The 26,611-nt window shown below is 63.1% G+C and carries 26 protein-coding genes and 1 tRNA gene; 16 read left to right on the top strand and 11 right to left on the bottom strand.

Annotated elements, in window-relative coordinates:
* Nucleotides 1–24 precede the first annotated feature (24 nt).
* Nucleotides 25–1,308 (top strand): SDR family oxidoreductase, encoded by a 1,284-nt coding sequence (locus P9254_RS07915; RefSeq protein WP_278053094.1) that lies wholly within the window; start codon nt 25–27, stop codon nt 1,306–1,308.
* Nucleotides 1,308–1,793 carry a DUF2269 family protein gene (locus tag P9254_RS07910; protein WP_095783489.1) on the top strand — a complete coding sequence of 162 codons (486 nt, stop codon included), beginning with the start codon at nt 1,308–1,310 and terminating at the stop codon, nt 1,791–1,793. Before P9254_RS07915 ends, P9254_RS07910 begins: the two co-directional genes overlap by 1 nt.
* Before the next feature lie 83 nt (nt 1,794–1,876).
* Here the strand turns inward: P9254_RS07910 and P9254_RS07905 are convergent, their stop codons facing one another.
* The 4 genes from P9254_RS07905 to P9254_RS07890 all read right to left on the bottom strand — a co-directional run bounded on the left by P9254_RS07905 (nt 1,877) and on the right by P9254_RS07890 (nt 4,702).
* Nucleotides 1,877–2,182 carry a hypothetical protein gene (locus P9254_RS07905; protein WP_067318770.1) on the bottom strand — a complete coding sequence of 102 codons (306 nt, stop codon included), beginning with the start codon at nt 2,180–2,182 and terminating at the stop codon, nt 1,877–1,879.
* Nucleotides 2,183–2,201: 19 nt separating this feature from the next.
* A complete protein-coding gene (locus tag P9254_RS07900) occupies nt 2,202–3,125 on the bottom strand; it encodes an NAD(P)/FAD-dependent oxidoreductase (protein ID WP_278053091.1) in 924 nt (307 codons plus the stop codon).
* Nucleotides 3,126–3,767: 642 nt separating this feature from the next.
* A complete protein-coding gene (locus P9254_RS07895; protein ID WP_156750990.1) occupies nt 3,768–4,082 on the bottom strand; it encodes a hypothetical protein in 315 nt (104 codons plus the stop codon).
* A 140-nt stretch (nt 4,083–4,222) separates the two neighbouring features.
* On the bottom strand, nt 4,223–4,702 hold the full coding sequence (locus P9254_RS07890; protein WP_067319603.1) for an MgtC/SapB family protein: 480 nt from the start codon (nt 4,700–4,702) through the stop codon (nt 4,223–4,225).
* Between the two features lie 143 nt (nt 4,703–4,845).
* On the opposite strand from P9254_RS07890, the gene P9254_RS07885 reads away from it, so the two are divergent.
* A complete protein-coding gene (locus P9254_RS07885; RefSeq protein WP_164746634.1) occupies nt 4,846–5,013 on the top strand; it encodes a hypothetical protein in 168 nt (55 codons plus the stop codon).
* A gap of 334 nt (nt 5,014–5,347) precedes the next feature.
* Here the strand turns inward: P9254_RS07885 and P9254_RS07880 are convergent, their stop codons facing one another.
* Entirely contained in the window at nt 5,348–10,189 is a 4,842-nt protein-coding gene (locus P9254_RS07880) for an nSTAND1 domain-containing NTPase (RefSeq protein WP_278053087.1), read from the bottom strand.
* A gap of 142 nt (nt 10,190–10,331) precedes the next feature.
* Between P9254_RS07880 and P9254_RS07875 the strand changes: the two genes are divergently transcribed.
* Nucleotides 10,332–11,192, top strand: coding sequence for a DUF1194 domain-containing protein (locus tag P9254_RS07875; RefSeq protein ID WP_127324211.1), 861 nt, complete (start codon nt 10,332–10,334; stop codon nt 11,190–11,192).
* A gap of 145 nt (nt 11,193–11,337) precedes the next feature.
* Here the strand turns inward: P9254_RS07875 and P9254_RS07870 are convergent.
* Nucleotides 11,338–11,427, bottom strand: a tRNA-Ser gene (locus tag P9254_RS07870).
* A gap of 403 nt (nt 11,428–11,830) precedes the next feature.
* Between P9254_RS07870 and P9254_RS07865 the strand changes: the two genes are divergently transcribed.
* The 4 genes from P9254_RS07865 (at nt 11,831) to P9254_RS07850 (ending at nt 14,656) form a co-directional block, all read left to right on the top strand.
* Nucleotides 11,831–12,532 (top strand): hypothetical protein, encoded by a 702-nt coding sequence (locus P9254_RS07865; RefSeq protein ID WP_067325731.1) that lies wholly within the window; start codon nt 11,831–11,833, stop codon nt 12,530–12,532.
* 91 nt (nt 12,533–12,623) lie between these two features.
* Nucleotides 12,624–12,944 (top strand): hypothetical protein, encoded by a 321-nt coding sequence (locus P9254_RS07860; RefSeq protein ID WP_067002648.1) that lies wholly within the window; start codon nt 12,624–12,626, stop codon nt 12,942–12,944.
* A gap of 196 nt (nt 12,945–13,140) precedes the next feature.
* The gene (locus tag P9254_RS07855) at nt 13,141–14,130 is read left to right on the top strand and encodes a BMP family lipoprotein (protein WP_278053083.1); all 990 of its coding nucleotides are present in this window, start codon (nt 13,141–13,143) and stop codon (nt 14,128–14,130) included.
* A gap of 70 nt (nt 14,131–14,200) precedes the next feature.
* A complete protein-coding gene (locus tag P9254_RS07850; protein WP_127213986.1) occupies nt 14,201–14,656 on the top strand; it encodes a GNAT family N-acetyltransferase in 456 nt (151 codons plus the stop codon).
* On the opposite strand, the gene P9254_RS07845 is transcribed toward P9254_RS07850, so the two are convergent.
* Nucleotides 14,651–15,058, bottom strand: coding sequence for a hypothetical protein (locus tag P9254_RS07845; RefSeq protein WP_095778792.1), 408 nt, complete (start codon nt 15,056–15,058; stop codon nt 14,651–14,653). The two genes, P9254_RS07850 and P9254_RS07845, sit on opposite strands and share 6 nt — an antisense overlap.
* Before the next feature lie 38 nt (nt 15,059–15,096).
* Nucleotides 15,097–15,306, bottom strand: a complete 210-nt coding sequence (locus P9254_RS07840) for a SlyX family protein (protein ID WP_095826868.1) — start codon at nt 15,304–15,306, stop codon at nt 15,097–15,099.
* A gap of 163 nt (nt 15,307–15,469) precedes the next feature.
* Here P9254_RS07840 and P9254_RS07835 point away from each other — a divergent pair, with 163 nt between their 5' ends.
* From P9254_RS07835 to deoA, 6 genes are read left to right on the top strand one after another with little or no spacing between them, the layout of a single operon-like run.
* Nucleotides 15,470–17,002: an ABC transporter ATP-binding protein gene (locus P9254_RS07835; RefSeq protein ID WP_095826749.1), complete on the top strand. Its 1,533-nt coding sequence runs from the start codon at nt 15,470–15,472 to the stop codon at nt 17,000–17,002.
* Nucleotides 16,999–18,138, top strand: a complete 1,140-nt coding sequence (locus tag P9254_RS07830; RefSeq protein ID WP_095781077.1) for an ABC transporter permease — start codon at nt 16,999–17,001, stop codon at nt 18,136–18,138. The genes P9254_RS07835 and P9254_RS07830 overlap by 4 nt, the downstream gene beginning before the upstream one ends.
* Nucleotide 18,139: 1 nt before the next feature.
* On the top strand, nt 18,140–19,111 hold the full coding sequence (locus P9254_RS07825) for an ABC transporter permease (protein ID WP_067002635.1): 972 nt from the start codon (nt 18,140–18,142) through the stop codon (nt 19,109–19,111).
* A gap of 58 nt (nt 19,112–19,169) precedes the next feature.
* Nucleotides 19,170–19,562: a cytidine deaminase gene (gene cdd, locus P9254_RS07820; RefSeq protein ID WP_067325754.1), complete on the top strand. Its 393-nt coding sequence runs from the start codon at nt 19,170–19,172 to the stop codon at nt 19,560–19,562.
* On the top strand, nt 19,559–20,365 hold the full coding sequence (locus P9254_RS07815; RefSeq protein ID WP_095778797.1) for a purine-nucleoside phosphorylase: 807 nt from the start codon (nt 19,559–19,561) through the stop codon (nt 20,363–20,365). Before cdd ends, P9254_RS07815 begins: the two co-directional genes overlap by 4 nt.
* A complete protein-coding gene (gene deoA / locus P9254_RS07810; RefSeq protein WP_278053074.1) occupies nt 20,365–21,681 on the top strand; it encodes a thymidine phosphorylase in 1,317 nt (438 codons plus the stop codon). Before P9254_RS07815 ends, deoA begins: the two co-directional genes overlap by 1 nt.
* Before the next feature lie 8 nt (nt 21,682–21,689).
* On the opposite strand, the gene P9254_RS07805 is transcribed toward deoA, so the two are convergent.
* From P9254_RS07805 to P9254_RS07795, 3 genes are all read right to left on the bottom strand, one after another.
* The gene (locus P9254_RS07805; RefSeq protein ID WP_095800516.1) at nt 21,690–22,256 is read right to left on the bottom strand and encodes a TIGR02281 family clan AA aspartic protease; all 567 of its coding nucleotides are present in this window, start codon (nt 22,254–22,256) and stop codon (nt 21,690–21,692) included.
* A gap of 105 nt (nt 22,257–22,361) precedes the next feature.
* On the bottom strand, nt 22,362–22,991 hold the full coding sequence (gene upp, locus P9254_RS07800; RefSeq protein ID WP_067002624.1) for a uracil phosphoribosyltransferase: 630 nt from the start codon (nt 22,989–22,991) through the stop codon (nt 22,362–22,364).
* Nucleotides 22,992–23,098: 107 nt separating this feature from the next.
* The gene (locus tag P9254_RS07795; RefSeq protein WP_067327015.1) at nt 23,099–24,073 is read right to left on the bottom strand and encodes an adenosine deaminase; all 975 of its coding nucleotides are present in this window, start codon (nt 24,071–24,073) and stop codon (nt 23,099–23,101) included.
* A 171-nt stretch (nt 24,074–24,244) separates the two neighbouring features.
* Between P9254_RS07795 and ubiE the strand changes: the two genes are divergently transcribed.
* On the top strand, nt 24,245–25,021 hold the full coding sequence (gene ubiE, locus P9254_RS07790; RefSeq protein WP_127325050.1) for a bifunctional demethylmenaquinone methyltransferase/2-methoxy-6-polyprenyl-1,4-benzoquinol methylase UbiE: 777 nt from the start codon (nt 24,245–24,247) through the stop codon (nt 25,019–25,021).
* A 13-nt stretch (nt 25,022–25,034) separates the two neighbouring features.
* On the top strand, nt 25,035–26,609 hold the full coding sequence (gene ubiB / locus P9254_RS07785; RefSeq protein WP_127246106.1) for a 2-polyprenylphenol 6-hydroxylase: 1,575 nt from the start codon (nt 25,035–25,037) through the stop codon (nt 26,607–26,609).
* Nucleotides 26,610–26,611 lie beyond the last annotated feature (2 nt).

Here is a 26,611-nt window from a genome sequence, read left to right as displayed (position 1 = left end):
GTCTTGTCCGGCGGGACATCGGCAATGAAGGTTCTCGTAACGGGATCGAACGGTCTCATCGGCACAGCCGTGTGCGCGCGTTTGGTCGCGTCAGGGCACGAGGTCGTGCGGGCCTCACGACGCCGATCAAGCCGGGCCGGGGAGGCGGGAACGGTCGCCATCGATATGGCGAAGGCGCTCGCCCCCGAGAACTGGGGCAGTGCTCTTCAAGGCGTTGACGTGGTGGTGAATTGTGCCGGTGTTCTGCAGGACAGCGCTAGCGAAGATACGACAGGGGTTCATGCATTGGGCGCAGCGGCGCTGTTTCGTGCCTGCCAGCAAGCCGGGGTGCGCCGGGTCATCCACTTTTCCGCTATCGGCGTCGATCGTGAGCAACCCTCGGCCTTCTCCGCCAGCAAATATGCCGGCGAGGAGGCCTTGATGACGCTCGACTTGGATTGGGTCGTGCTGAGACCCTCCGTCGTTCTGGGCCGCCCCGTTTTTGGAGCGAGCGCCCTGTTTCGCGGCCTTGCCGCGCTTCCTCTGCTGCCCTCCATGCCCGGCTCCGGCCGTCTGCAGGTGGTTCAACTTGAGGACGTGGTCGAAACGGTGGCGTTTTTCCTCAGCCCTCACAGCCCGTCACGGATCGCTCTCGACCTTGCTGGTCCGGACGCCTTCGCCATGGAGGAGGTAGTCGCGCATTACCGCAGGTGGCTTGGATGGGACGAGGCTCGCGTCCTGGCTCTCCCGAGATGGGCGGCGCGTCTACTTTATCGGCTGGGTGACGCCGTCAGTGTGCTGGGATGGCGCCCTCCAATGCGCACCAACGCCGCCCTTGAGATCAGCCGGGGAGCAACGGGTGATCCCGGACCCTGGAAGGCGACAACCGGGATCGAGCCGCGAGGTCTCCCGACAGCACTCGCCGCAAACCCAGCCACGGTGCAGGACAGATGGTTTGCCGGCCTTTACTTCATCAAACCCGCGATCTTCACGGTGCTGCCGTTCTTCTGGATCATGACCGGAATCATATCCCTGACAACCGGATGGCTGAGCGGTGTCCAACTCCTGATCGGTACTGCTGTGGGCGCGCTGGCGGCGCCGTTGGTCATCGCCGGCGCGCTGGCCGACCTGGTCATCGGCGTTCTCATCGCGCTTCGCAAAACCGCGCGCGTTGGGCTCCGGGGAGCGATCGGCGTATGCGTTTTTTATGCATTGGCCGGCACGCTCCTGCGGCCCGATCTGTGGAATGAACCGCTCGGCCCGCTGATGAAGATCCTGCCGATCGTTCTTCTGCACTTCGTCGCATTGGCGATCCTGGAGGAGCGCTGATGCTCTACTTCGGTCTCAAATATCTCCATATCGTCGGCGCGGCGGTCCTGCTGGGGACGGGCGCCGGCATCGCCTTCTTCATGCTGCTTGCACACCGGACCGGCAACCCGGCTACCGTGGCCGCTGTCGCGCGCATTGTCGTGATCGCCGATTTCCTGTTCACGGCAACGGCAGTTGTGGCGCAACCGATCACCGGCGTCGCGCTTGCCTGGCTCGTCGGCTATTCGCTCTGGGACGGCTGGATCGCGCTGTCGATCCTTCTCTACGTCGTGACCGGTGTTTTTTGGCTTCCCGTGGTTTGGATGCAGATGGAGATGCGCGATCTTGCCCTGGCGGCGGCGAAAGCCGGCCAGCTGCTTCCGCCGCGTTATCATCGGCTTTTCCGGCTCTGGTTCGTCTTCGGCTTTCCGGCTTTCGGCGCGGTCGCCGCTATCCTATGGCTGATGATCACCCGCCCGGCCATCGAATGGTTCGGGACCGGCTGATGCCGACGGGCCGAGCGAGCTCATCTGAGCTACGCCGGCAGGAGAGGCGCCGGCTTTGATTTCCCGTGCATGGGCAAGAACGACTACACCAGCGCGATCGGCATGTAGCGGATAACCACCTTCTCCTGTCGAAACCACCGCTCGAGTGCGATCCGGCGTTCACGCCAGTCGATGAGATCGACCTCGTTGGCCATGACTTCGAAGATCACAATCTTGTCGGCGTTGGACTCGGCACCCTTTTTCCACAAACCGTCGGCAGGCGCCTGAAGGTAAGCAGTAACGCCTTCGAAGCGACTCGCCAGTTCTTCCTTCACGCGGTCGAAATCTTCTTGAGCGAAAGGCTGGCCGTTGTTGTCCGAGCAGGGGAGCAGGATCTGAACAAGATGCATCACAATTCACCGGTGAAAACTAGCACTTGGTATCGTCAAGATAGTTATGCATGTCGGTGGCTGCGATCGAGGCGTGGCCGAATGCGACAGCAATCTGATTGATCTCGTTGACCACATCGCCAGCGGCATACAGGCCTGGCACGACCGTGCGCTGATGCGCATCCACGACAAGATTTCCAAGCTCGTCGCATGTCGCCCCGAGATCTAGGCCAAGTTGCGACCTTATCGTGCATCCCATGGCTGGATAGACGGTATCGAATGAGGATGCTGTTCCGTTGGAGAGTTGAATGGTGGCCTGCTCTCCCGAGGGTCGGATTGAATGTGGGATGCAGGGCTCGAGCTGGATTCCAGCTTCGTGGATCAGTCGGCCGGCATCTGCATCAATTTCACTCGAAGCATCGGTCGTCAGTACGGTGACGTCGCGAGTGTAGGTCCGCATGAACAATGCCTTCTTCACCGCCTCTTCCGCCGGGCCCAGGACTGCGACCCGCTTATCGATCACCTCATAGCCGTCACAGATCGGACAGAGGCGCAAGGTGCCGGCTCTGATCATATCGTCTGCCGAAGGCGTCTCTGGAAGCTTATCGACAATGCCAGTAGCCAGGAGCGCCGCGCGGGAACGAATGGCTGTCGAACCGATCGCAATAAAATCCGTTCCGTCGCGGCCAATCTCGTGGATTATATCGTGCCTAAGATCGGCTCCGCTCTGCAAAGCCTGCTGCCGCAGCCGATTCAGCAGTTCGGCGCCGGCTATGCCGTCGGGGAAGCCGGGACAGTTGCGCGTAATCGGAATGAGCTTCGCGCGGCTTTGACCGCAATCGACAACGACGACCCGGCGGCGAAAGCGCCCGAGATACGTCGCTGCTGCCAAGCCGGCCGGACCGCCACCGATAACCAAGCAGTCAATTCGTTCCCACTGACAGACGCTATCGTCTTCGATCACCAAAGAACTCCCGGGAGGTGATGCAGAGCTATTGCAAGCGGCTCGTGCCCGGCAAACGAACTTGTCTGTTGGTGACTAAGACCAAGGGCGTGCGCGACTGCTTCCCGGTTCTCATAAGAATGAGGCCGACACAGATGTCGCTCGTGAGGATGGCCTCGTTTCCTTCCGAACAGACAGAAACGAGGGCGCAAAATCCGGCCTCGACCGCGTGCACCGGTAAGCGCGGGATCAGTTGTTTCGTTATAGGCGACCATCTGCCCCAACCGCGCCCTTGCCTATTGGTTCCGCCGTGCATTCGCGTTGCTCGCCGATCCGTTGTCTCGCCAGACGCTGACGACGTTCGGCTGCCTTCACGTGCCGCAGGCCGCCGTTCTCGCCACGCGGCGGACCGGACGGTGCAAAAGTTCGCTTTTGTGGATCAAAGTAGCCCGGCCTGCCGGGCGGGGTTGGGGGCTTGACATATAGGCCGGGCCCTTACCCCGCGCAGCGGGGCAGAGTTCCATTATGCGCCGCGCTTGCGGCGACCGACATTAACATTTTCTAAGACTTGAAAAGCCCGTCGCAGCTAATGAGCGTAAGCGACGGGCTTTGTGCTGCCGAGACGGCTACGTCCCAACGGTAAACGACCGCTCCCATAACAAGTCATGGCCGCGCAATCAGTTCCAATCTTGGACAGCCCGCCCGAGGAACGTCACGACACCAGCGACGTTCCGGTAAATGGCAATCGACGATGATATCGAAATGGCCAGGCGGCTTGTTCACGAAGGCGAGCGGCACCTTCGCCGCCAGCACGAGTTGGTTGCCGACCTCAGCGATCAGGGATTGCCGACCGATGACGCCCTGCGCTTCCTCCAGCTGCTTGAAGACATGCAGGCGATGCATCGGCAGCACTTGTCGCGGCTGCTGCGCAGAGCCGAAAATGGCTAGGAGGATTCCTGCCTTGTCGGGCCGGACCATGGGTGTCTGCACTGGGATTTGGTGACAGGTCATGATCTGCCACGAGTGCGCCGGCCGAGACGATCGGAATCTGCAATTCAGCAAAACACTGTAACGCCGACAAGCGCAGGGACTGGACGCCCTGCCTCCAAATGCTCCGACTATTGCTCGTCCTTTGGGGCAACCTGCACCAGCTGCAAAAGCCCTAGCACGATCAGCGCCAAGACTGTGCCAAGAATTGCGATCTGCCAGAACCCGAGACCCACTGCCAATCCAATGGCACCGGCCAGCCACATTCCCGCGCCGGTCGTCAGCCCCTGAACCTCCCCTTTGGAGAAGAATATTAGCCCCGCAGCCAGGAATGCGACGCCGGCAGTTGTGGCTTCAATCAGGCGGATGGGGTCAATGGCTATCTCCTGGCCATCGAAGACGGGGAGATGGGTGATTTCGATGGCCAGGATGGCGATCAAGGCGGTTGCTAGACAGATCAGGATATGCGTCCTCAGCCCGGCCGGCCGGTTACGCCATTCGCGCTCCATGCCGACGAGTGAGCCAAGAACCGCAGCCAGCAAAAGCCTGGCTGAAATTACGGAAAATGGCAGCCAGGTTTGCTGCCCGAAACGTTCAACAAGCTCATCCATGAGCGCCAGAACGTATCTGTGGGCTGCCCGGTTCCTTCCGCAGGACGCCGGGATGTCCCTGCAATGCATATCGCCGGCAAAGCGCCGGAACATTCGAGCTCAGCCCACGTTGGGTTCTGTTCGACTGACAGGGACACACCTCAATGGAACCCAAATCATCGCGCGATCTGCCGGGTCCTAAGCCCCGCAAGGACAAGGAACGGGAAAACCAAAAAGCTGCCGCGAAAACGCCTGACAAGACCAACGATTGGGACCGGAACCAGGTGCATGGCGAGGGCGAGAGCATCGGGATCGACAAGGACGAACCATAGGCCGATCCACACCCCAGAGCGCGCAATCTGAGCCGCCCACGATGCGGCTTGCCGCCACCCCGACCGCTAGAGTGCTGGCGAAGAGAGCGTCTTTCGAGTTCGCATCTAAATAAGTTGCGCTGTTTGCTTCACGGTTGCCTTGGATGGCGACCGGCAAGCCTACCTGTCTGAGGTACAGACACGTCTCCATCCCAGTTTCTTATAAATTCGATCAGAATGCCCAACCCAGACCCGGAATGGCTGCTACGCACCCCCCACAGCGGACGAAGAAGATGCTGCGGTATCGGCCTGGCATCGCAGATTGATCACAAGGGCTCTGACCCCGTTGTCGACCTCAGCCCGGACAAGTGCCAATTGCAGGGTCTTCAGGAAGGAAGAAGCTTCGCCGCTCGCAAGCGGTGAGTTCGCGAGGGACGGTGCGCCGGGCGAAGTCAATGAGGTCCCGGGACGTTTGGAAGACGCGAAGGATGCGGACATCTTTTTCGCCCGAAACAATTGCAACGCGGGTGCCGTCGGAACTGAAAGCTGCGCGTGTAAAGCCCAGTAGAATGGTTGCTTCGTCGTGGCTGCCAAGGACGGCAATCTGGCGTCCCGATTGCGTCGCCCAGAGCCGGACCGTGCGATCCTTCGAGGACGCGGTCACGACATACAAACCGTTGGGACTGAACTGGGCGCTGTCCACCGCGCCGCTGTGGCCCCTTAGAACGGCCCTTTCCAGTCCGCCAGCGACGCTCCAGATCCGGATGGTTCCATCGCGCGAGCCGGTCAGCAGCAACTGACCGTCGGGGCTCAAGGCGACGACCGTTACCGCGCCTGTGTGTCCCACTAGCGTTCTGACGTTTGCTCCGTCCGTGGTCGACCAAATGCGAGCCGTGTGGTCGAGTGAGCCCGTGGCGACGAGTTGACCGTCCGGGCTGAAGGCCGCTGCCGTGATGCGATCCTGATGCCCCACAAGAACCCTGAGCTCGGCTCCGCCCGTCGTCAAGAGGTGGCCCGCATTGTCTTCCCTGGCCGAGAGGATCAGATTTCCGTCAGGGCTAAGAATGGCCTGCGGCAGGTTGCTGCTCGTGTTAATGGCGGCTAGCTCGGTGCCGGTCGTCGCGTCCCACAGCTGCGCGGTGCCGTTCATCGATGCGCAGAGAAGCGATTTGCCGTCGCGACCAAACTGGATCTGGATCAGGCCGCGATGTGATCGGAACTGGGCGGTCTCGTGTCCCGTGGCCACATCCCAAACACGGACCTGCCCCCCAAGAGATGCCATCGCGACGCGCCTTCCATCTGGGCTGAACGTCGCGCTTTGAACGATCTCATGTGTATCGAGCCGGATTGTCTCGCGCCCGCTCACGATATCCCACAGGTGCGCCGCGCTGTCGCCGCCGCCGGTCAGAAGGTGGACATTGTCGGGACTGAAGACCGCGAAAGTCGGCCGATATTCATGTGAGAGCGAAGTCGTCAGCGCGCCGTCGACATCCCACAGCCGAGCGGTGCCATCGTGTGAAGCAGTGAGAAGAATGTTGCTGTCGACCGGGCTGAATTCCATATGCTCGACCAAGGATTCATGACCGGCGATCGTCGTCACCAACGAGGCGCGTTCAGCGTCCCAGATGCGGATCGGCCCATTGACCGAGGCGGTCGCCAGGAAGCGGTCGTCCGGGGTGAAAGCACCGTTCATCTCCACATCGCGTTCATCCGTATCGATGTCTGCCTTCAACCCCGAAACCTCTTGGCCTAGCACATGATCCAGCGTTCCCAACGCTCCATCCCAAATTCGGGCAGTGCCATCGATGGATACCGTGGCGATTCGCTGACCCCCGTGACTGAAAATGACGCCGTTCAATTGCGTATCGCTCTTGCTGCCGGCCAGCTTTGCGATCTCCGTTCCTTTCGACAAATCGAAAAGGCTGGAAGTGTCGCGGTGTGAATGCCAACCCCACGGGCCGGCCAGCATCCGGCTTCCGTCCGGGCTGAACGCCAGGCTGTAGGGCCAGGAGGTCACTCGCATTGACCGCGTCAGCGCGCCGTCTGCGCTATTCCAGATTGAAACAAAATGCTTGCCTGCCGTCGCGAAGCTGCGGCCGTCTGAACTGAAAACAGCACGCGTATATGCGTCGCTTTTTACACCTAGAACTTTCTTTCCGGTCCGAGCATCCCAGAGCGTTGCATCGCTGTTCTCCCCCGCCGTCAGCACCCGGGTGCCATCCGGGCTGAAGATTGCCGTCGGATAATTGCCTACCGGGCGCATGATAAAGAGCTGCTCTCCCGAGACAGCGTCCCAGAGACGTGCAGTGCCATCCCTCGCCGCCGTCAGGATACGGCTCCCGTCCGGGCTGAATTCAGCCCTCTCCAAGGCCGCTTCATGACCCATTAGAACTGCAGTTTCGGCACCGCTGGAGATGTCCCAGACGGCTGCAGTCTTGTCGTAGGATGCGGTGACGATGCGATCGCCGCTCGGATTGAATGCCGTATCCGTCACGCCGGCGCCATGCCGGAAGATTTTGATCTGGTGGTGCGCCAGCAGAGCCTTGTAGAGGGCTGCCTCCGCCTCGAACAGATATTGCCGCTCGGATTGGTCTTTTGAGGGCAGTGCTTCAAGCGCCAAGAGGATCGCAGCCTCGGTGCTGCCTGCCGCGGTGGACTGCTCCGAAAGGAACGAGAGCGAAAGGAACTGATTGCGCATCGCCTGGTCGCGTTGCGACCTCGCTTCCTCCTGCGCCCTGAAGGCGACCAGCGCGCCTGCGCCCGCGATGAGAGCGAGCATTATCGCCACAATCGCTGCGTTGCGGGTACGTCGGGAAAGCCGGTTTGCTGCGGCCGCCGCCAGGCTCCGGCGCTCGGCTTCGCGCTCCAGGCGCTCGTGTTTTGCCTCTTCGGCGGCCTCGATCAGCGCTAGCGCTGCGTGCCGGTCCTTCTCCTCTTTCTGCCGATGGGCACGCAAAGACTCCTCGATGTACTCAAGGACATAATCGTCGATCTCCTCCCGTCTCGACAACATTAGTTCTTCGCCCTCCGCCAGACGTTTGCCGGACGGAAGGAGAAGCTCTCGATTCCTGCTTTCCAGGTGCCATCGGTGGGCATCAGCCCTGAGGCGTTCGCGCGTCTCGAGAAAATTCCGGTTTGCATTCACAATGTCACTTGCGCGCGGCCAGCGCCTCAACAGTGCTTCATGTGCAACGCGCACGAAGACACGCCCTGCGGCGTCCTCGTCGCTGACGAGGAGCCGCGCGTCGATCAGGGCTCTGACCAGCGCCGATCGCGCGGGAGTACCTGCGACTTCGGTGAGCAGGGCTGGACGTGCCGTCACGGTGTCATCGCTCAGACTTGCAGTTGTGAGGGCGCCCAGTACCGTCGGTAAGGCCTCCTGGATCTCGGGCGCCAGTAAATCCACGACTTCATCGGCGCGGCGCGCGATTGCGCCTTCGAGCCCGCCGAGCGCGCGATAATCCGCAAAGGTGAGAACGCGGCGCTGGCGGCCGGCCTGGTACAACGCGTCGAGCACAAACTCCAGAAGCGGCAATGATCCGGGATCGGCAGCTGCTGCCTCCTGCAGCACGTCATCGAGTCGCCCCAACTCGGCATTCTCCTCAAAGCGGAGTCCGGCAACGCCCGCCGGCTCACGGATGATCTGACCGATCTCCGGGCCAGTCGGCGGCAGGAGTTCGTAGCTGGAGAGGCCATCCTTGAGCGCCGAGAACCCCGGGACCTCGCCGCAACGGTGAAAAAAATCTGAACGGATCGCCGCGATCACCCAGGCCAGTCCGCTCGCGGCGAGCAGCGTCATGAGCCGCACGAGAGCCTCGCGCGTCGCCGGCTGCTTCTCCGTCGTGAACAGCTCCTCCAGCTGATCGATGGCGACAACCAATCTGATCTGCGAGCGGGCCGACCCAGCGGCTTTGCCAAGTGCCTGGCGAACCATCGCCAGCGCCCGATCCGGCGCGCTTCTGCAAAGCCGAGCGAGCTCCGCGGCTGTTACTTCGCAGGCCAGTTCCGGCACAGCAGCTTCGCTAAGCAGCGCCGCAGCCAGCACAGCGAATGAATCCGGTCCTTCGGAGAGGCGGATCAGGCAGCGGCGCCACAACGATATGCCCGCCACGGTTCCGGGCCGGATCAATGACGGCAGCAGGCCAGCGCGCAGGAGGGAAGACTTGCCGCAACCGCTCATGCCGTAGATTAGCAGGAATGCGGTGCCGCTTGCTGCCTGCTGCTCCAGTCTTGAAGTGCAGGCAGCAATCGCCCGCGCTCTGCCGAAGAAGAGATCGGCATCTTCGAATTCGAAGGCATCGAGACCGCGAAATGGCGACCTGACCGGTTCCTCTGAAGCAAGAGGTACGCGGTAGATGCGCAGGGCACGTGCGACGTCCTTCAGCTTCTGCTCGCCAAGCTCGATGAATTCCAGCGGGAGCCGGTCTCGAGCCTGGGCATGAACCGCTTCCGTGATGCAAATCCCGCCCGGTCGTGACAATGATTGAACATGGGCTGCGACCTCGACCGCCTCGCCCCCGAGGTGGTCGCCCTCGTCGACGACATAACCGAGGTGAAGCCCGATGCGGAAGCGCAGGCGCTTTGTCTTGGGAACTTGGCAATTCCGTCTGTCGACCTCATGCTGGATGTCGCTCGCACACCGCAAGGCCTCGACAGGGCCTGCGAATTCGGCGACCACGCTCTCTTCGGCGCTCGAGAACACGCGACCGGCATGTTGCACCAGCAGCCGATCGACGATCTGCCTGTACGGCCCGATTGGTACAGCAGCGCCCCGCTCAGCCTCACCTGGCGGCCGACCGTCAGCAGCCAGTTCGGCTGCCAGGATAGTGGCCATTCTTGGGCCGGCGCTTGAAGGACGGACCAGCCTGTAACCGCGCCGAGGCACCGTCTCCACAACAGCCTGCCGACCGTCATTGAGCGCCGCACGGATCTCGTGAATGCATTGCACAAGGCTGTCGTCGGTGACCGCGATCCCGTTCCAGACCGCCCTCATCAGCTCGTCCTTGGTGACGACGCGATCAGCGTTCTCCAGAAGGTGACGAAGCACCGCGAAGGTTTGGTGACGAAGTGCGATTGTGCTGTTGGATTTGTCGCGCAAGGTCTCGCTGCTCACGTCGACGGTAACGCCGTTGAGCACGAACATCGTGGGCGGCGAGCTACTCAAGCCGTTTCCCTCAAGCACGAAGCCGCAGTCCAATGTTTCGATCCTAGCACGGTTTCGCGCTTGCCATCATCATTCACATCGGGCGGGGAGCGCCGATTTCGGCAAATGATCGGAAGCCGTTCGTGACCCCGAGACGCCTCGGACCGACTATCGCAGCGTCAGCGAGAGGCTCACCATGGACGACGAAGTGCAGATTGCTCGAAGTGTGGGCGCAAGGCCGGTGCTCCGGCTCACAGGCGTGTGCCTGATGAGCCTGTTCTTGGCAATGGCGCCCCAGGCTCACTCAACCGACCGTTCCCAGGACGGCCTGGTCGACGTCGATCTGCAATTGATCCTTGCAGTGGACGTTTCGCCGTCGATGAGCAAAGTTGAGCAAAGAGTGCAGCGCGACGGCTACGTCGATGCTTTCCGCCACGCGGACATTGCGGGGGCAGTCAAGTCGGGAGAGCGTGGAAGAATTGCAGTGCTCTATCTGGAGTGGGCAGGGCCAAATCAGCAAACCGTCATCGTGCCGTGGACAATCGTCCAAAGTCGCGAGGACGCTCTCACTTTGGCAGACAGGCTCGCGGCTTTGTCGTTGACTGAAGGCCGCGGAACGTCGATTTCCGGCGCATTGTCTGCCGCGAATGATCTGTTCGCGAATAGTGGCTTGCGCAGCCCGCGCAGGGTTGTTGATATATCCGGCGACGGACCCAATAATGCGGGAGCACTCCTTGACCCCATCCGGCAGGTTCTTCTCGCGGAAGGCGTGACGATCAACGGGCTGCCTATCGCACTGCCCCGGATTGGCGGGGCCGACGGGTTCGCGAGGTATGGCCGTTCCAACCTGCAGTCCTATTTCGAGCGCTGCGTCATTGGCGGACCAGACGCGTTTGCGATCGGTGTCACAGAGCCCGCCATGTTCGCCACCGCAGTCCGTCGAAAGCTGGTGCGTGAAATCGCCATGAACACGGATCTGGTGATCTACGCCACCTATACGGCGCGTTCAGACAGCACGACCGATTGCAACCTGATCGGTCAGCTGCCAGGGCGATAACGATCGGCGATAGCATGAGGGCTTGTGGGCGGGCCGCACGAAACGTCTTTCCGGCCACCTGCCTAACAGCCAATTGCGGATGGCTTTGAGGTGTCTTCCCTCTTCGCTAACAGCTTGAAAATATCATAGTATTAGGAAAATTTGATGGCGGAGAGAGCGGGATTCGAACCCGCGTTACGGTTTCCCGTAAACACACTTTCCAGGCGTGCGCCTTCAACCACTCGGCCACCTCTCCGTCTTGCATGTCGCGTCGGCCGGTTTCGCCGCACGGGTTGGGGAGATGCATCTCCCTCGGGAAGGCCTCTCGGCCTAAATTTGGGGTGCCTTCAACCGGCAGGCAACCCTTTCCCGGCACCTCTAGCCGTCTAGGCAAAACAGGCGCGGGGCTCATCTAGTCGATCCGAAAGCGAATGCCAAGTCATTCCGTGGCTTTTGCCGTGGATGACACGGAAGCTGCCTCGGTGGCCTGCCATGCAGCCGAATGCTGTGCACAGGCCGGCCGGCGGAGTTTCCCGCGCTTGACTTCGGCTCTGGCCGCCTGTCGACTGCCTGAGGCGTTTGTTTTGTGCACTTCCGGACGGAAAACCACGACGCAGTTCCCGGAACTGCTTGGGCTTTGCGAGGGGCATCGTCCTGACATGGCATCGATCAACCAGCAGCCCGCGGGCCGGCCCGACAGCGGGCTCTCCTTCATCCCGGTGGCGTGGCTGATCATCGTGATGGCGCTTTCGGCCTATGGCCTGATCTCGAGCTGGCGGCTGATCGGCGACTTCAATCTGCCGGAAAGCGTGCTCTTCCTGATCTACGGCGGGCTGACCGGCGGCGTCGTGACCATTCTGTGGGGGCTTTACCTGCTCGGCCTCGCCTTCAACCGGTCGGCGCGTTTCCCGCGTCACTATACGATCGGGCAGGTCGCCATCATCCTTTGGCTCGTCGTGCGTCAGGCCTACACGCTTCTTGTCCCCGATTTCGTCTTCTCGGCCGAAGGGCTGGGCTTCACGGTGGCCGAGATCGCCATCGGCCTGCTCTGCATCTACCTCCTGCGGCGCGGCGCCGGCGCCGACACGGTGTATGCCAATCCCGAGGCCGTACGCCCGCCGCTCCTGGTCTCGCTCGTCGCCGCGTTGCTCGGCATCATTCTTGGTGGCGCCATCGGCGCCTGCATCGGATTTTTCGCGGGGTCGCTGATCGCCGACGCCACCCATATGAGCTGCTTCGAGGGCGCCTGCGGGTTTTTTGCTGTCTTCATCGGCTTGGGCGGACTGATCATCGGAGCCGTCGGCGGCGGGATTTTCGCCATCTGGCGCGTCAACCGGCGCAAAGCGGCGCGGAGGGCCTAACTCAAAATCACGTGTCGCGATTGCGTGGCGGTTGTGCACGCTCTATGTCGTTTGGCGGGGCAGACGGGAGTGTTCCCGGGGAGTGCGTTGGATGCTGCGTTTCATCTTTCGGCTGGCGGCCATGGTTGCGTTGTCGATTTCTGTCATCATGGCGGTGATCGACACCACGCGCTCTGTCGCGGCGTCGGCGCTGGTCATGACGCCGCTCAACGCAAGCTGGCTGGCGGTATCGCCCGACACGCGCGCCGCGTTCGAGACCTATGTGCGCGCCAAGGCCAGTCCGCTGGTCTGGGACGGGATCATCGCCTGGGTGCTCGGCCAGCCGGGATTCGCCGTGTTCGCGGTATTGGCGTTCCTGCTCTACGCCCTCGGCTACCGCCGGCGGCGCCACGAATTCGCCCCGACCAACTGACGCTGACTCCGCCCGAAACGGTCGGCCTTCACGCTTTTTCCAACAGGTCAAAATTCCACGTGAATTTTGTTTCGGGCCGTGCCAGATTGGCCGCGAGCGGGAGGGGCATACACTTCCTGCCTGACGTCGCATGCCTGCCGGAGAAACGGGCAGGGTGTGCGGTGCAACGGAAAATAACCGACAGGGTGTGGATCACATGAAACGTATCGTTCTCGGCCTCCTGGCCGCAACCGCAATGGTTCTCCCGGCCTTCGCCGCGGATGTCCAGCCGGCCATCCTCTACGATCTCGGCGGCAAGTTCGACAAATCCTTCAACGAGGCTGCCTATAACGGCGCCGAGAAATTCAAGAAGGAAACCGGCGTCGCTTATGTCGAATTCGAAGTCTCCAACGCTTCGCAGCGCGAGCAGGCGCTGCGCCGCTTCGCCGAGGACGGCCGCAACCCGATCGTGATGGCCGGCTTTGCCTGGGAAGATGCGCTGAAGAAGGTCGCGGCCGAATATACCGACCTCAACTTCGCCATCATCGACGATGCCGTCGACCTGCCCAATGTCCGCTCGCTGGTGTTCAAGGAGAACGAAGGCTCCTACCTCGTCGGCATTCTGGCTGCGATGGCGTCAAAGTCGAAGAAGGTCGGCTTCGTCGGCGGCATGGACATCCCGCTGATCCGCAAGTTCGAATGTGGTTATGTCGGCGGCGCCAAGTCTGCCGGGGCCACCGAGGTCATCCAGAACATGACCGGCGATACCCCGGCCGCCTGGAACGACCCCGCCAAGGGCGGCGAGATCGCCAAGACCCAGATCGATCAGGGCGCGGACGTCGTCTATGCCGCGGCCGGCGGCACCGGCGTCGGCGTGCTGCAGGCGGCCGCGGATGCCGGCAAGCTCGGCATCGGCGTCGACTCCAACCAGAACGGCCTGCAGCCCGGCAAGGTGCTGACCTCGATGCTGAAGCGCGTGGACGTTGCCGTCTACACGGCTTTCATGGACGGCAAGAACGGGACCTTCAAGGGCGGCGTCGAAAATCTCGGCCTGAAGGAAGGCGGTGTCGACTACGCCATGGACGACAACAACAAGGCGCTGGTGACGGAGGAGATGAAGGCGGCGGTCGAAAAGGCCAAGGCCGACATTATCGCCGGCAAGGTCCAGGTGCACGATTACACCACCGACAACAACTGCCCATATTGATCGGCAACTGAACGAGGCTTCTTAGACCGCCGGGCTTTTTGCCCGGCGGTTTGTTTTTGGGACCAGCATCATGCAACCGATTATCGAAGCCATGAGGGAGCGCGATGTCGAGACGATCGCCAAGCTGCGCCTGGCCGCCTTCTTTGAAGGCACCGGGCGGACGCTCGCAGAGGATATGGCGGGACTTCGCGGGCTGATCGCAGGCGACGGGTTCGAGGCGGCTGTCGTCGCCCGCCTCGGCGGCTCGCCGATCGGAAGTTGCCTCTTCGTCCGCAACGAGATCGACCCGGCGCATGATCTGACGCCGTGGCTCGCCGGGCTTGTTGTTGACGAGGCGTATCGAGGGCAGGGCGTTGGCACGGCGCTGGTCAGGGCCATAGAAGGCCACGCCGCGTCGGCCGGCGTTAACCGGCTCTATCTCTACACCTGGCAGGCACGATCTTTCTACGAAGCGCTTGGCTGGACTGCCACGGAAGCTTTCGAGCAGGAGGGCGAGCCGATGCTTTTGATGTCGTGCGCCCTATAGCGTGCCGGCGAGATAGCCCAGCGCGAAGGCGGCCGCCAGGGCGAGCGCGATAGCTAGGCCGAGCCGGCCGCCAAGGGAATGCAGGCCGACGCCATAAGGCTTGCGCTCGATCTTGTTGATCACGATCGGCTGCGGCTTCGCATCGCCCTTGTCCAGCCCGGCAAACCGCATTTGCGGCAATTCGCCAAGCCGGCGCTGCACAAGCTGCCAGCGCTCATCCGAAGCCGTGGCCGACGCTCCCTGCGGCTCCAAAGCACGCATGCGCTCGGCAAGCCGCAGCACCGCGTCGCGAAAGGCGGGATCGATCTCTAGGTCGCGCTCGGCGCGAGCACGCTCCCGTTCGTCCATCAGGCCGAAGACATAGTCGCCGGCCCTTGCGATGCGGTCTCCTTCACCGGCCATGACCGTTCTCCTCGAACTCGCTCGCTGACCCCGCAGGCTCAGTAGTGCGGCGGCTTGGTCACCGGCACGTCGGGAGCGGCCTGCTCCTCCAGGGCCAGGAACCGATCGGTAAGGGCGGCGAGCTTGCGTTCCATGCGCTCGATCACCGTCCACTGCTCGGCGATCTGGCCGGACAGTTCCTCGATCGTCTTTTCCTGCTCGGCGGCGCGGATTTCCAGCGTCGTCAGCCGATCGTCAGGCATCGTCATCATCCCGGTCTCTGTGAATGTGAAGCTCCCGGCCACCTTCGAAATTGACAAGCGCGGGGGGATTTGTCGAGAGTGAATGGCGTTCCGGCCAATTGGCACGGGCGGGGCATCATGCTAGGCATTTTGACCAAGCGATAAAAAAATAACGAGTGGGACAGGCTGCATGGCGCAAGCCGCAATCGAGCTCATAGGCATCAACAAGAGTTTTGGCGCCGTGCGCGCCAACCGCGACATCAACCTGGAAGTCACGCGCGGCACCATCCATGGCATTGTCGGGGAGAACGGCGCAGGCAAATCGACGCTGATGTCGATCCTCTATGGCTTCTACCAGGCCGACAGCGGCGAAATCCGCGTGGCGGGCAAGCCGGTGTCGATCAACACCCCAAACGACGCGATAGCGCTCGGCATCGGCATGGTGCACCAACATTTCATGCTGGTCGACAATTTCACGGTGCTGGAGAACGTCATCCTCGGCGCCGAGACCGACGCGCTGTTGAAGAGCAGCATCGCCAAGGCGCGCTCCGAGCTCGAACGGCTGGAGCGCGAATACGGCCTCGAGGTCGATCCCGACGCCATCATCGAGGAATTGCCGGTCGGCCTGCAGCAGCGCGTCGAGATCCTCAAGGCCCTCTATCGCGGCGCCGAGATCCTGATCCTCGACGAGCCGACAGGGGTTCTGACGCCAGCCGAGGCCGACCATCTGTTCCGCATCCTCAAGCAGCTGAAGGAACAGGGAAAAACGGTGGTGCTGATCACCCACAAGCTGCGCGAGATCATGGCCGTTACCGACACGGTCTCGGTCATGCGCCAGGGGACCATGGTGGCGACCAGGGTGACCAGGGAAACGACGGTCGGCGAATTGGCCGAACTGATGGTCGGCCGGCGCGTGCTCTTGCGGGTGGAGAAGGGCCAGTCGGAGACCGGTGCGATAAAACTCTCGGTCAAGAACCTGACGGTCAAGGATTCACGCGGCGTCACCATGGTCGACGACGTCTCCTTCGACGTCCGCGGCGGCGAGATCGTCGGCATCGCCGGCGTGGCCGGCAACGGCCAGTCGGAGCTGCTCGAGGCGATCTCCGGCATCCGGCACGCCGTCTCGGGCGAGGTCATGCTCGAAGGCAAGCCAATCGACCTGACCGGCAAGGCCGATCCCGGCGAATTGCGCGACCGCGGTCTCGCCCATGTGCCGGAAGACCGCCACCATGTCGGGCTGGTGCTCGCCTTTGAGGAGAACGAGAACTCGATCCTCGGCTATCACGACGACGAGCGCTATCTCAAGGGACCGTTCCTCAACGTCGATGCCATCATGGCCGACGCGAAGGACAAGATCGAGAAATACGACATCCGTCCCGGCAATCCGCGGCTGAAGACCGCAAATTTCTCCGGCGGCAACCAGCAGAAGATCGTGCTGGCCAGGGAGATGGAGCAGGATCCCGGCGTGCTGATCGTCGGCCAGCCGACGCGCGGCGTCGACGTCGGCGCCATCGAATTCATCCACAAGCGGCTGATCGCCATGCGCGATCAGGGCAAGGCGGTGCTGGTCGTGTCGGTCGAGCTCGACGAGATCCGCTCGCTGTCCGACCGCATCCTGGTGATGTTCGCCGGCCGCATCGTCGGCGAACGCGGACCGGAAGCGACGGAAGGCGAGCTTGGCCTCTTGATGGCCGGTGTCGAGCACCAGGAGGCCGCCGAATGAGCACGCCTTACGCCAAGCTCCCGGCCTGGGCCGATTATGGGTTGATCCCTTTGATCAACCTGTCGGTTGCTTTCATCGTCGCGGGCTTCGTCGTCATGCTGGTCGGCGAAAATCCGTTCCGCGCCGCCGTCATCCTGGTCGAAGGCGCTTTCGGCAAGGGCACAGGCATCGCCTTCACCTTGTTCTATGCCACGACCTTCATCTTCACCGGGCTGTCGGTGGCGGTGGCGGCGCATTGCAGCCTGTTCAACATCGGCACCGAAGGCCAGGCCTATATCGGCGGCCTCGGCATCGCGCTCGTCTGCCTGAGCTTCGACAGCGTCCTGCCCTGGTGGCTGATATTTCCGATGGCGATCGTCGCCGCGGCGGCGTTCGGCGCGCTCTGGGGTTTCATCCCGGCCTACCTGCAGGCCAAGCGTGGCTCGCACATCGTCATCACCACTATCATGTTCAACTTCATTGCCGCCTCGGTGATGGTGTATCTACTGGTCGGTCCGCTGAAGCCGGTCGGATCGCAGGCCCCGCAGACACGCAATTTCCTGGCCGGCGCGGAATTGCCGAAGCTCAACTGGATGATCGAATTGTTCGGCGCCAAGATCCGCTCGGCGCCGCTCAACATCTGCTTCCTGCTGGCGCTGGCGATGGCGTTCCTGGTCTGGCTGCTGATCTGGCGCACCAAGCTCGGCTACGAGATGCGCACCTACGGCCATAGTCCGAAAGCGGCGCGCTATGCCGGCATTTCGGAAACCCGCATCATCCTCACCGCGATGATGATCTCGGGTGCGTTGGCCGGCATGATGGCGCTCAACCCCGTGATGGGCGACCAGCACAATGTGGCGATCGATTTCGTCTCGGGCGCCGGCTATGTCGGCATCGCGGTCGCGCTGATGGGCAGGCTGCATCCGGTCGGCATCGTGCTGGCGGCGATCCTGTTCGGCATGCTCTACCAGGGCGGGGCCGAGCTTGCCTTCGAGATGCCGGCGATCAGCCGCGACATGATCGTCATCATTCAAGGGTTGGTCATCCTCTTCGCCGGCGCGCTGGAGCATATGTTCAGGCCCTATATCCAGGCGCTGTTCGCATCGGTCAGCCCCAAATCGGTCGGCATGCAGGCGGTCAAGGGGAAGGGGGCCTGAGATGGACAGTTTCAACGCGATCGTCCAGGTCCTGGATTCCACCATCCGCCTGTCGGTGCCGCTGCTGCTTGCCTGTCTTGCCGGCCTCTATTCAGAGCGGGCCGGCATCTTCGATATCGGTCTCGAAGGCAAGATGCTGGTCGGCGCCTTCGCCGGCGCTGCAGCGGCATCGGTCTTCCATTCGGCCTTTATCGGTCTCGGCACCGCCGTCCTGATCTCGGTCGCCTTCGCCATGGTGCACGGTTTCGCCTCGATCACGCATCGCGGCAACCAGATCGTCTCCGGAGTCGCCATCAACTTCGTCGCCGCCGGCTCGACCATCATCCTCGGCCAGGCCTGGTTCGAGCAGGGCGGCCGCACGCCGGCGCTGCAGCCGGGCGAGCGCTTCGAGGCGATCGTGTGGCCCGGCGCCGAAGCCGTTCGCGACGTGCCGATCCTCGGGCCCGTTTATGCCGAGCTGATCTCCGGGCATTCGATCCTGGTCTACTTCGCCTTCGCGATGGTGCCGTTCACCTGGTGGGTGCTGTTCCGCACCCGCTTCGGTCTCCGGATGCGCGCCGTGGGCGAAAACCCGGCCGCCGTCGACACCGCCGGCATTTCGGTCGCCTGGCTGCGCTACCGGGCGCTGATCTGCACCGGTATCCTTACCGGCGTCGCCGGCGCATATCTCTCCATGGTCCAGAATGGCGGCTTCGTGAAGGACATGACCGCGGGCAAGGGCTATATCGCGCTTGCCGCGCTGATCTTCGCCAAATGGAAGCCGGTCAACGCGATGTTCGCCTGCCTGCTGTTCGGCTTCCTCGACGCGGCATCGATCCGCTTGCAGGGCTCGCCGCTGCCGATCCTGGGCAAAGTGCCGGTGCAGTTCATGCAGGCGCTGCCCTATGTACTCACCGTCATCCTGCTCGCCGGCTTCATCGGCAAGGCGATACCGCCGCGCGCCGGCGGCGTGCCCTATGTCAAGGAACGCTGAGGCTCGGGCAGTCTCGGCAACCGGCAATTTGAACAAGATCGTGGGAGAGAAAAAGGAAATGTCGCATGATCTGTTCGAAGCGGCCAGGACGGCGATGGCCAAGGCCTATGCGCCCTATTCCAAGTTTCCCGTAGGCGCCGCGCTGCGCACCGAGGACGGTCGCGTCTTCACCGGCGCCAACATCGAGGTGGCGTCCTATCCGGAAGGCTGGTGTGCCGAGACCACCGCGCTCGGCCACTACATCATGGGCGGCGGCGGCAAGATCACCGAGATCGCGGTGATCGCCGAGCGCATGGCCAAATGCTCGCCCTGCGGCGGCTGCCGGCAGCGGCTGGCGGAATTCTGCCGGCCGGAGACGAAACTCTATCTCTGCGACAACACCGGCGTGGTCGAGACGGTCACCATGGGCGACATGCTGCCTTACGGCTTCAGGGGCGATATCCTGAAATGAAGGAGGCGCTGGATCATCTGGTCGAGAAACTGGACGGGCTGGCCCCGACCGCGGCGCTTGTGCTGGGCTCCGGCCTTGGTGGGCTGGTCGACCAGGTGGAGGACGCAAGGCGCATCCCCTATGCCGAACTGCCGGGCTTCCCGCGCAGTGGCGTCTCCGGCCACGCCGGCGAGGTGGTGGCAGGGCGTTTCGCCGGCACGCCGGTGCTGATGCTTTCCGGGCGCGCGCACTATTACGAGCACGGCAATGCCGCCGCGATGCGCCCGGCGCTCGAGGTGCTTGCCGGCATCGGCATCTCGCATCTCATCCTCACCAACGCCGCCGGCTCGGTCGATTCCGAGATGGGACCGGGCTCGGTGATGATGATCACCGATCACATCAACTTCTCCGGCTCCAATCCGCTGATCGGCGAGCCGAGCGACCGCCGCTTCGTTGGCCTCACCGAGGCCTATGATGCCGGCTTGCGCAAGGCGATCGAGACGGCGGCGAAGGAGACCGGCACCGCGCTCCACCAGGGCGTCTACATGTGGTTTTCCGGACCATGTTTCGAGACGCCGGCCGAAATCCGCATGGCGCGCGTCATGGGCGCCAACGCGGTCGGCATGTCGACCGTGCCCGAAGTGATCCTGGCCCGCTTCCTCGGCCTCAAGGTCGCTGCCTGCTCGGTGATCACCAACCTTGCGGCAGGCATGACCGGGGCGGAACTCTCGCACCAGGAAACCAAGGACATGGCGCCGGTCGGCGGCGCGCGGCTGGCGACGATCCTGCGGCGCGTCTTCGAGGAAGGTTTGCCGGAAAGCTGATGCTCCCGCAGGAAATCATTCGGCGCAAGCGTGACGGCCACAAGCTCTCGATGCCCGAGATTGCGACCTTCATCGAGGGGATCACGGCCGGCACGCTCTCGGAGGGCCAGATCGGCGCCTTTGCCATGGCGGTGTTCCTCAAAGGCATGAGTCGCGAGGAAGCAGTGGCGCTGACGCTCGCGATGCGCGATTCCGGTGACGTGCTCGACTGGTCCGATTTGCCGGGACCGGTCACTGACAAGCATTCGACGGGCGGCGTCGGCGACAATGTCTCGCTGATGCTGGCGCCGATCGTCGCGGCCTGCGGCGCTTATGTGCCGATGATCTCCGGCCGCGGGCTTGGCCATACCGGCGGCACGCTGGACAAGATGGATGCCATTCCCGGTTACGTCAGCCGGCCGGATTTGGCGCGGTTCCGCAGGACGGTGCTCGAGACGGGCTGCGCCATCATCGGCCAGACCGCCGACCTGGCGCCGGCCGATCGCCGGCTCTACGCCATCCGCGACGTGACGGGCACAGTGGAATCGGTGCCGCTGATAACGGCTTCGATCCTGTCGAAGAAGCTTGCCGCCGGGCTCGGCTCGCTTGTGCTCGACGTCAAGGTCGGCAACGGCGCCTTCATGGAGAAGTCGCGCGATGCGGTCGCACTTGCGAACAGTCTGGTCGAGGTCGCCAATGGCGCCGGTCTGAAGGCTTCGGCACTGGTGACCGGCATGAACGAGCCGCTGGCCTCGGCAGCGGGCAATGCGGTCGAGGTGAAGAACGCGGTAGACTTTCTCACCGGCCGCTTCCGCGACCGCCGGCTGGAGGACGTCACGCTGGCGCTTGCCGCCGAGATGCTGCAATCGGCGGGAATTGTCTCGTCCAACCAGGACGGGATCAGGCGCGCGGCCGAGACGCTTGCCGGCGGCCGCGCGGCGGCGGTGTTCGCACGCATGGTGACGGCGCTCGGCGGCCCCGCCGACTTCGTCGAGAATCCGGAGAAATATCTGCCGAAGGCGGCAGTGGAATCGGCGGTCAAAGCGGCCGAGGACGGCTTCGTCACCGGGATCGCGACGCGCGAAATCGGGCTCGCCGTCGTTGCGCTGGGCGGCGGGCGCGTCCGTCCGGATGACAAGATCGATCATTCCGTCGGCCTCACCCGGCTGCTGCCTGTGGGCGCGGAGGTGCATGCGGGCGAGGCGCTGGCGCTGGTCCATGCGCGGACCGAGGCCGACGCCGAGGCTGCCGCCGTCGCGGTGCGCGCCGCCTATACGGTCGGTCACTCGAAGCCGACCGCAGAAAAGACGGTGCTCAGGCGGATACTGCCTCTGTAAAATCGCGCCTATTGAACGAGCAACAGCGCGCCGTCCTGCACTTCGTATTTCTGCAGCCGCTGCAGGAAGCTCATGCCGATCAGGTTGGTTTGCAGCGCTCGATCGTCGAGCACCACCGCCTGGACGTTGTCGAGGGAAATCTTGCCGATCTGCAGCCGGTCGACGGTGACCACGGCGGCCTTGATGGCGCCGTTCGCCGTGTTCACCTGTTGAGTGAAATCCGACTGGTTGAGCGAGATGCCGATCCGGCGCGCCGTCGATATGTTGATCGCGACTAGCGTCGCGCCGGTGTCGATCATGCCGTCTATCTGACGGCCGTTGAACTTGAAGGCGGAAGTGAAATGGCCGCGCTGGTCGGCATTGACCAGCACCTGGCGGCCGAGCGGCATCGGCGTCGCCGGCCTGGCTGGAACCGAAGCGAGATTGACGTCCGGCTGAGCCTCAGGCGGCGCCGGCTTCGAAGCAAACGCCGATCTCAGCAGGGTTTCCACCATCTGCGGGTTCGACTGATAGACGATCGGAATCGATGCCGAGCTTCCGACAAAGACGCCAAGGAGAAGAAGCTTGCGCAGCATGGATCGACCTTCGTGAAGGGTCGATCCTTAAGCCGACATGGTGTTTTCGGCTTTAACGCGCGCCGGAACCACGGCGTTTCGTAAACGAGCGGTTAAGAAAAGATCTCACTTGGTTCCGTACATGCGGTCGCCGGCGTCGCCGAGGCCAGGCATGATGTAACCCTTGTCGTTCAACTGGCGGTCGATCGAAGCGGTGAAGATCGGGACATCCGGATGCGCTTTGGTGAAGCGCTCGATGCCTTCGGGTGCCGCCAGCAGGCAAAGGAAGCGGATGTTGGTGGCGCCGCGCCCCTTTAGCTTGTCGATCGCCGCGATCGCGGAATTGGCGGTCGCAAGCATCGGATCGACCACGATCACCAGACGGTCGGCAAGGTCGCTCGGCGCCTTGAAGAAATATTCGATCGCCTCGAGCGTCTCATGGTCGCGGTAAAGGCCGATATGGGCAACGCGCGCCGCCGGCACCAGATCGAGCAGGCCTTCGAGCAGGCCATTGCCGGCCCGCAGCACGGAGGCGAAAACCAGCTTCTTGCCCTCCAGCGTCGGCGCTTCCATCTCCTCGATCGGGGTCTCTATCGTGGTGGTCGTCAGTTCGAGGTTGCGGGTCACCTCGTAGCCGAGAAGCAGGGAGATCTCGCGCAGCAGCCGCCTGAAGCCTGCCGTCGAGGTCTCCTTCTTGCGCATGATGGTCAACTTGTGCTGGACAAGGGGGTGGTCGACGACGGTGACGCCCTGCATGGTCTTCTCCAGTGAATGGTGAGTAGTGAATAGTGAATAGTGAGCCGGTTTGCGAGTCCTGATGGGCCGATGATTGCGGTTGACAGGCCGAAGGGCCCGCGAACCATTCACCGGCCTTTGGGGTCGAGCCGGCTCATCAGCATCGCCTTGGTCTTCCGGTCGACGAAGGCCGCCTCGATGGCCGTCCTGGTGACGGCGGTAAGCGCCTTGTCGTCCATCGCGAAATGCTCGGCGGCGATGTCGTATTCGCGCTTCAGCGAGGTCCAGAAATAGGGCGGGTCGTCGGAATTGAGCGTCACCTTGCAGCCGGCCGCGCGCAACGCCGGAAAAGGATGCGTGGCGAAACTATCGAACACCTTGAGCGCGATGTTGGAGCCGGGGCAGCATTCCAGCACCACGCCCTCGGCGGCGATGCGGCGAACAAGGTCCGGGTTCTCGATGGCGCGCACGCCATGGCCGATCCGCGATGGGCGGATATGGTCGAGCGCTGCCGCCACGCTTTCCCAGCCCATCAATTCTCCGGCGTGGATGGTGATGCCGAGGCCGGCCTCGCGCGCGATCTCGAAAGCCCGCACATAGTCCTCGAAATCGCCGATGCGCTCGTCGCCGGCGACGCCGAAGCCGGTGACCAGCGGATGGCCGCAGCGCGCCGCAAAGCGCGCCGCCTGCTCGATCGCCTCGACGCCGACGTGGCGTACGCCGGTGACGATCATGCGCCCCTCGATGCCGGTCCTCGCCTTGGCGCGGGCCATGCCTTCGCCCAGCGCGTCCGTATAGGCCTTGGGCGAAAGCCCGGCCCTTTTCGCGTGATCCGGCGAGGTGAAGACCTCGGAATAGATGGCGCCGTCGCGGGCGAGGCTGGTGAGATAATGATCGGTTAGACGGGCGTAATCCTCCTCGGTGCGGAACAGGTCGGAAGCAAAATCATAGGCGGCGAGGAAAGACGTGAAATCGTGCCAGACGAAAGAGCCGTTCTGGATGTAGGGCGAAGGGTCCTTGCCGTATTTGCGGGCCTGGCTGACGACGAGGTCGGGCGCCGCTGCCCCTTCGATGTGGCAGTGCAATTCGGCTTTCAAGATCATGCGGCCATCCCGTGCGGTATTCTTCTGTCGTGGCGCCGATTCCGGGTAGAAAATCGTGGCAAACTCTTCCCCGACCCGTTCTGAAAGCGCGGCCGAAAACCGCGCCTTGGACAATAGCGCCCGCCCCATCGATCGGCTATGGTCCCGCCGGTTTTATGGCGGATCGAAATAATGTCAGTTGAGAGAACCACGGCCGCGGGCGGCATGGAAACCTCCTATGGTTTCAGGAAGGTTGGCGAGGGCGACAAGCAGTCGCTCGTCAATGACGTCTTTCACAAGGTGGCCAATCGATACGACCTGATGAACGATCTGATGTCGGGTGGGTTGCACCGGCTGTGGAAGGACGCGATGGTCGCGTGGCTCAACCCCCCGAAGCGGCCGGGCTGGAAGGTGCTCGACGTCGCCGGCGGCACCGGCGACATCGCCTTTCGCATCATCGAGGCAAGCCAGCGCCATGCGCATGCCACGGTGCTCGACATCAACGGCTCAATGCTCGACGTCGGCCGCGACAGGGCCGAAAAGAAAGGCCTCTCGGAAAACACCGATTTCGTCGAGGCCAATGCCGAAGCGCTGCCGTTCGAGGACGGCACGTTCGATGCGTATACGATCGCGTTCGGCATCCGCAACGTACCGCGCATCGATGTGGCACTGAGCGAAGCTTTTCGTGTGCTGAAGCGCGGCGGGCGCTTCCTATGCCTGGAGTTTTCCGAGGTCGACATGCCGCTGCTCGACAAGGCCTACGAGGCCTGGTCGTTCAACGCCATCCCCAAAATCGGCAGGGCGGTGACCGGCGACGACGAGCCCTATTCCTATCTGGTCGAATCGATCCGCAAGTTCCCCAACCAGCAGAACTTCGCCGCGATGATTGGTCGGGCCGGCTTCGATCGGGTCACTTTCCGCAACTATTCGGGGGGCATCGCGGCGCTCCATTCGGGCTGGAAGCTTTGAGGCAGGGCGTCCGATGACCAGCGTTGGCGCCGGCTTCCGGCTCGCCAGGGCCGGCTGGGTGCTGGTCCGCGAGGGCGTCGTCGCGGCGCTGCCCGGCGAAGAGCTTTCCGGTATGCCGAAGCTCGGCTGGCGGCTGGCGCGCGTGCTCACCCGCCGCCGCGCCCGAAGCCATCTGCGCGGCGACCGGCTGGCGCAGGCGGTGGTGCGGCTGGGGCCATCCTATGTGAAGCTCGGCCAGTTCCTCGCCACGCGGCCCGACGTCGTCGGCAACGACATGGCGGTCGACCTTGCGCTGCTGCAGGACAAGATGCACACCTTTCCGAGGGCGGAAGCGGTCGCGGCGATCGAAGCCTCGCTCGGGCGCAGGATCGAGGATCTCTACGCAACCTTCGGCGAGCCGGTCGCGGCGGCATCGATCGCCCAGGTGCACGGCGCCGAAGTCGTTCGCGACGGAAAGGCTTCACGGGTCGCGGTGAAGGTCATCCGCCCCGGCGTGCGCCATCGCTTCTTCCAGGATCTCGAGAGCTACTTCCTCGCCGCCCGCCTGCAGGAGAAGTACATCCCCTCCTCGCGCCGCCTGCGGCCGATCGAGGTGACCCAGACGCTGGCGCAGACCACCAAGGTCGAGATGGACATGCGGCTCGAAGCGGCCGCGTTTTCCGAGCTCGCTGAGAACACCAAGGATGATCCGGGCTTCCGCGTGCCGGCGGTCGATTGGGAGCGGACCGGCCGCGACGTGATCACCATGGAGTGGATCGACGGCGTCAAGATGAACGATCTGACCGGCCTTGCTGCCGCCGGTCACGACCTCAAGGCGATCGCAGCCAATCTCGTCCAGTCCTTCCTCAGGCACACGCTGCGCGACGGCTTCTTCCATGCCGACATGCATCCGGGCAACCTGTTCGTCGAACCGGACGGCACCATCGTTGCCGTCGATCTCGGCATCGCCGGCAGGCTCGGCAAGAAGGAGCGGCGTTTTCTGGCCGAGATCCTCTACGGCTTCATCGTGCGCGACTACCGGCGCGTCGCCGAGGTGCATTTCGAGGCCGGCTATGTGCCGCGTCAGCACAATGTCTCGGCCTTCGCGCAGGCGATCCGCGCCATCGGCGAGCCGATCCACGGCCAGTCGGCCGACACGATCTCGATGGCCAAGCTTCTGACGCTGCTGTTCGAGGTCACCGACCTCTTCGACATGGCGACGCGGACCGAGCTGGTGCTTTTGCAAAAGACCATGGTGGTGGTCGAAGGCGTGGCCCGCACGCTCGATCCGGCGTTCAACATGTGGAAGACTTCGGAGCCGGTGGTCAGTGACTGGATCGCGGGCAATCTCGGCCCGCGCGGCGTGCTCTCGGACGCGCGGGACGCCGGCAAGGCCTTGATCTCGCTGGCGAGGCAGGCGCCGGACATTGCGGTTCGCACCGAGCGGCTGTCGCGTGAGATCGACCTGATGGCGGAGCACGGCCTGCGCTTCGACGAGGCGACCGCGCGCGCGATCGGCAAGGCGGAGGCGCACTACACCCGCTTCGGCCGCGTGGCGCTGTGGATCATTGCGCTGACGCTGATTTACATCGCGTGGCGGATTTTCTGACC

Source organism: Mesorhizobium sp. WSM4983, from assembly GCF_029625765.1.
GTDB lineage: Bacteria > Pseudomonadota > Alphaproteobacteria > Rhizobiales > Rhizobiaceae > Mesorhizobium.
The sequence above is the reverse complement of the archived record's forward strand: the minus strand, read 5'-3'. Positions and strand labels throughout refer to the sequence as shown.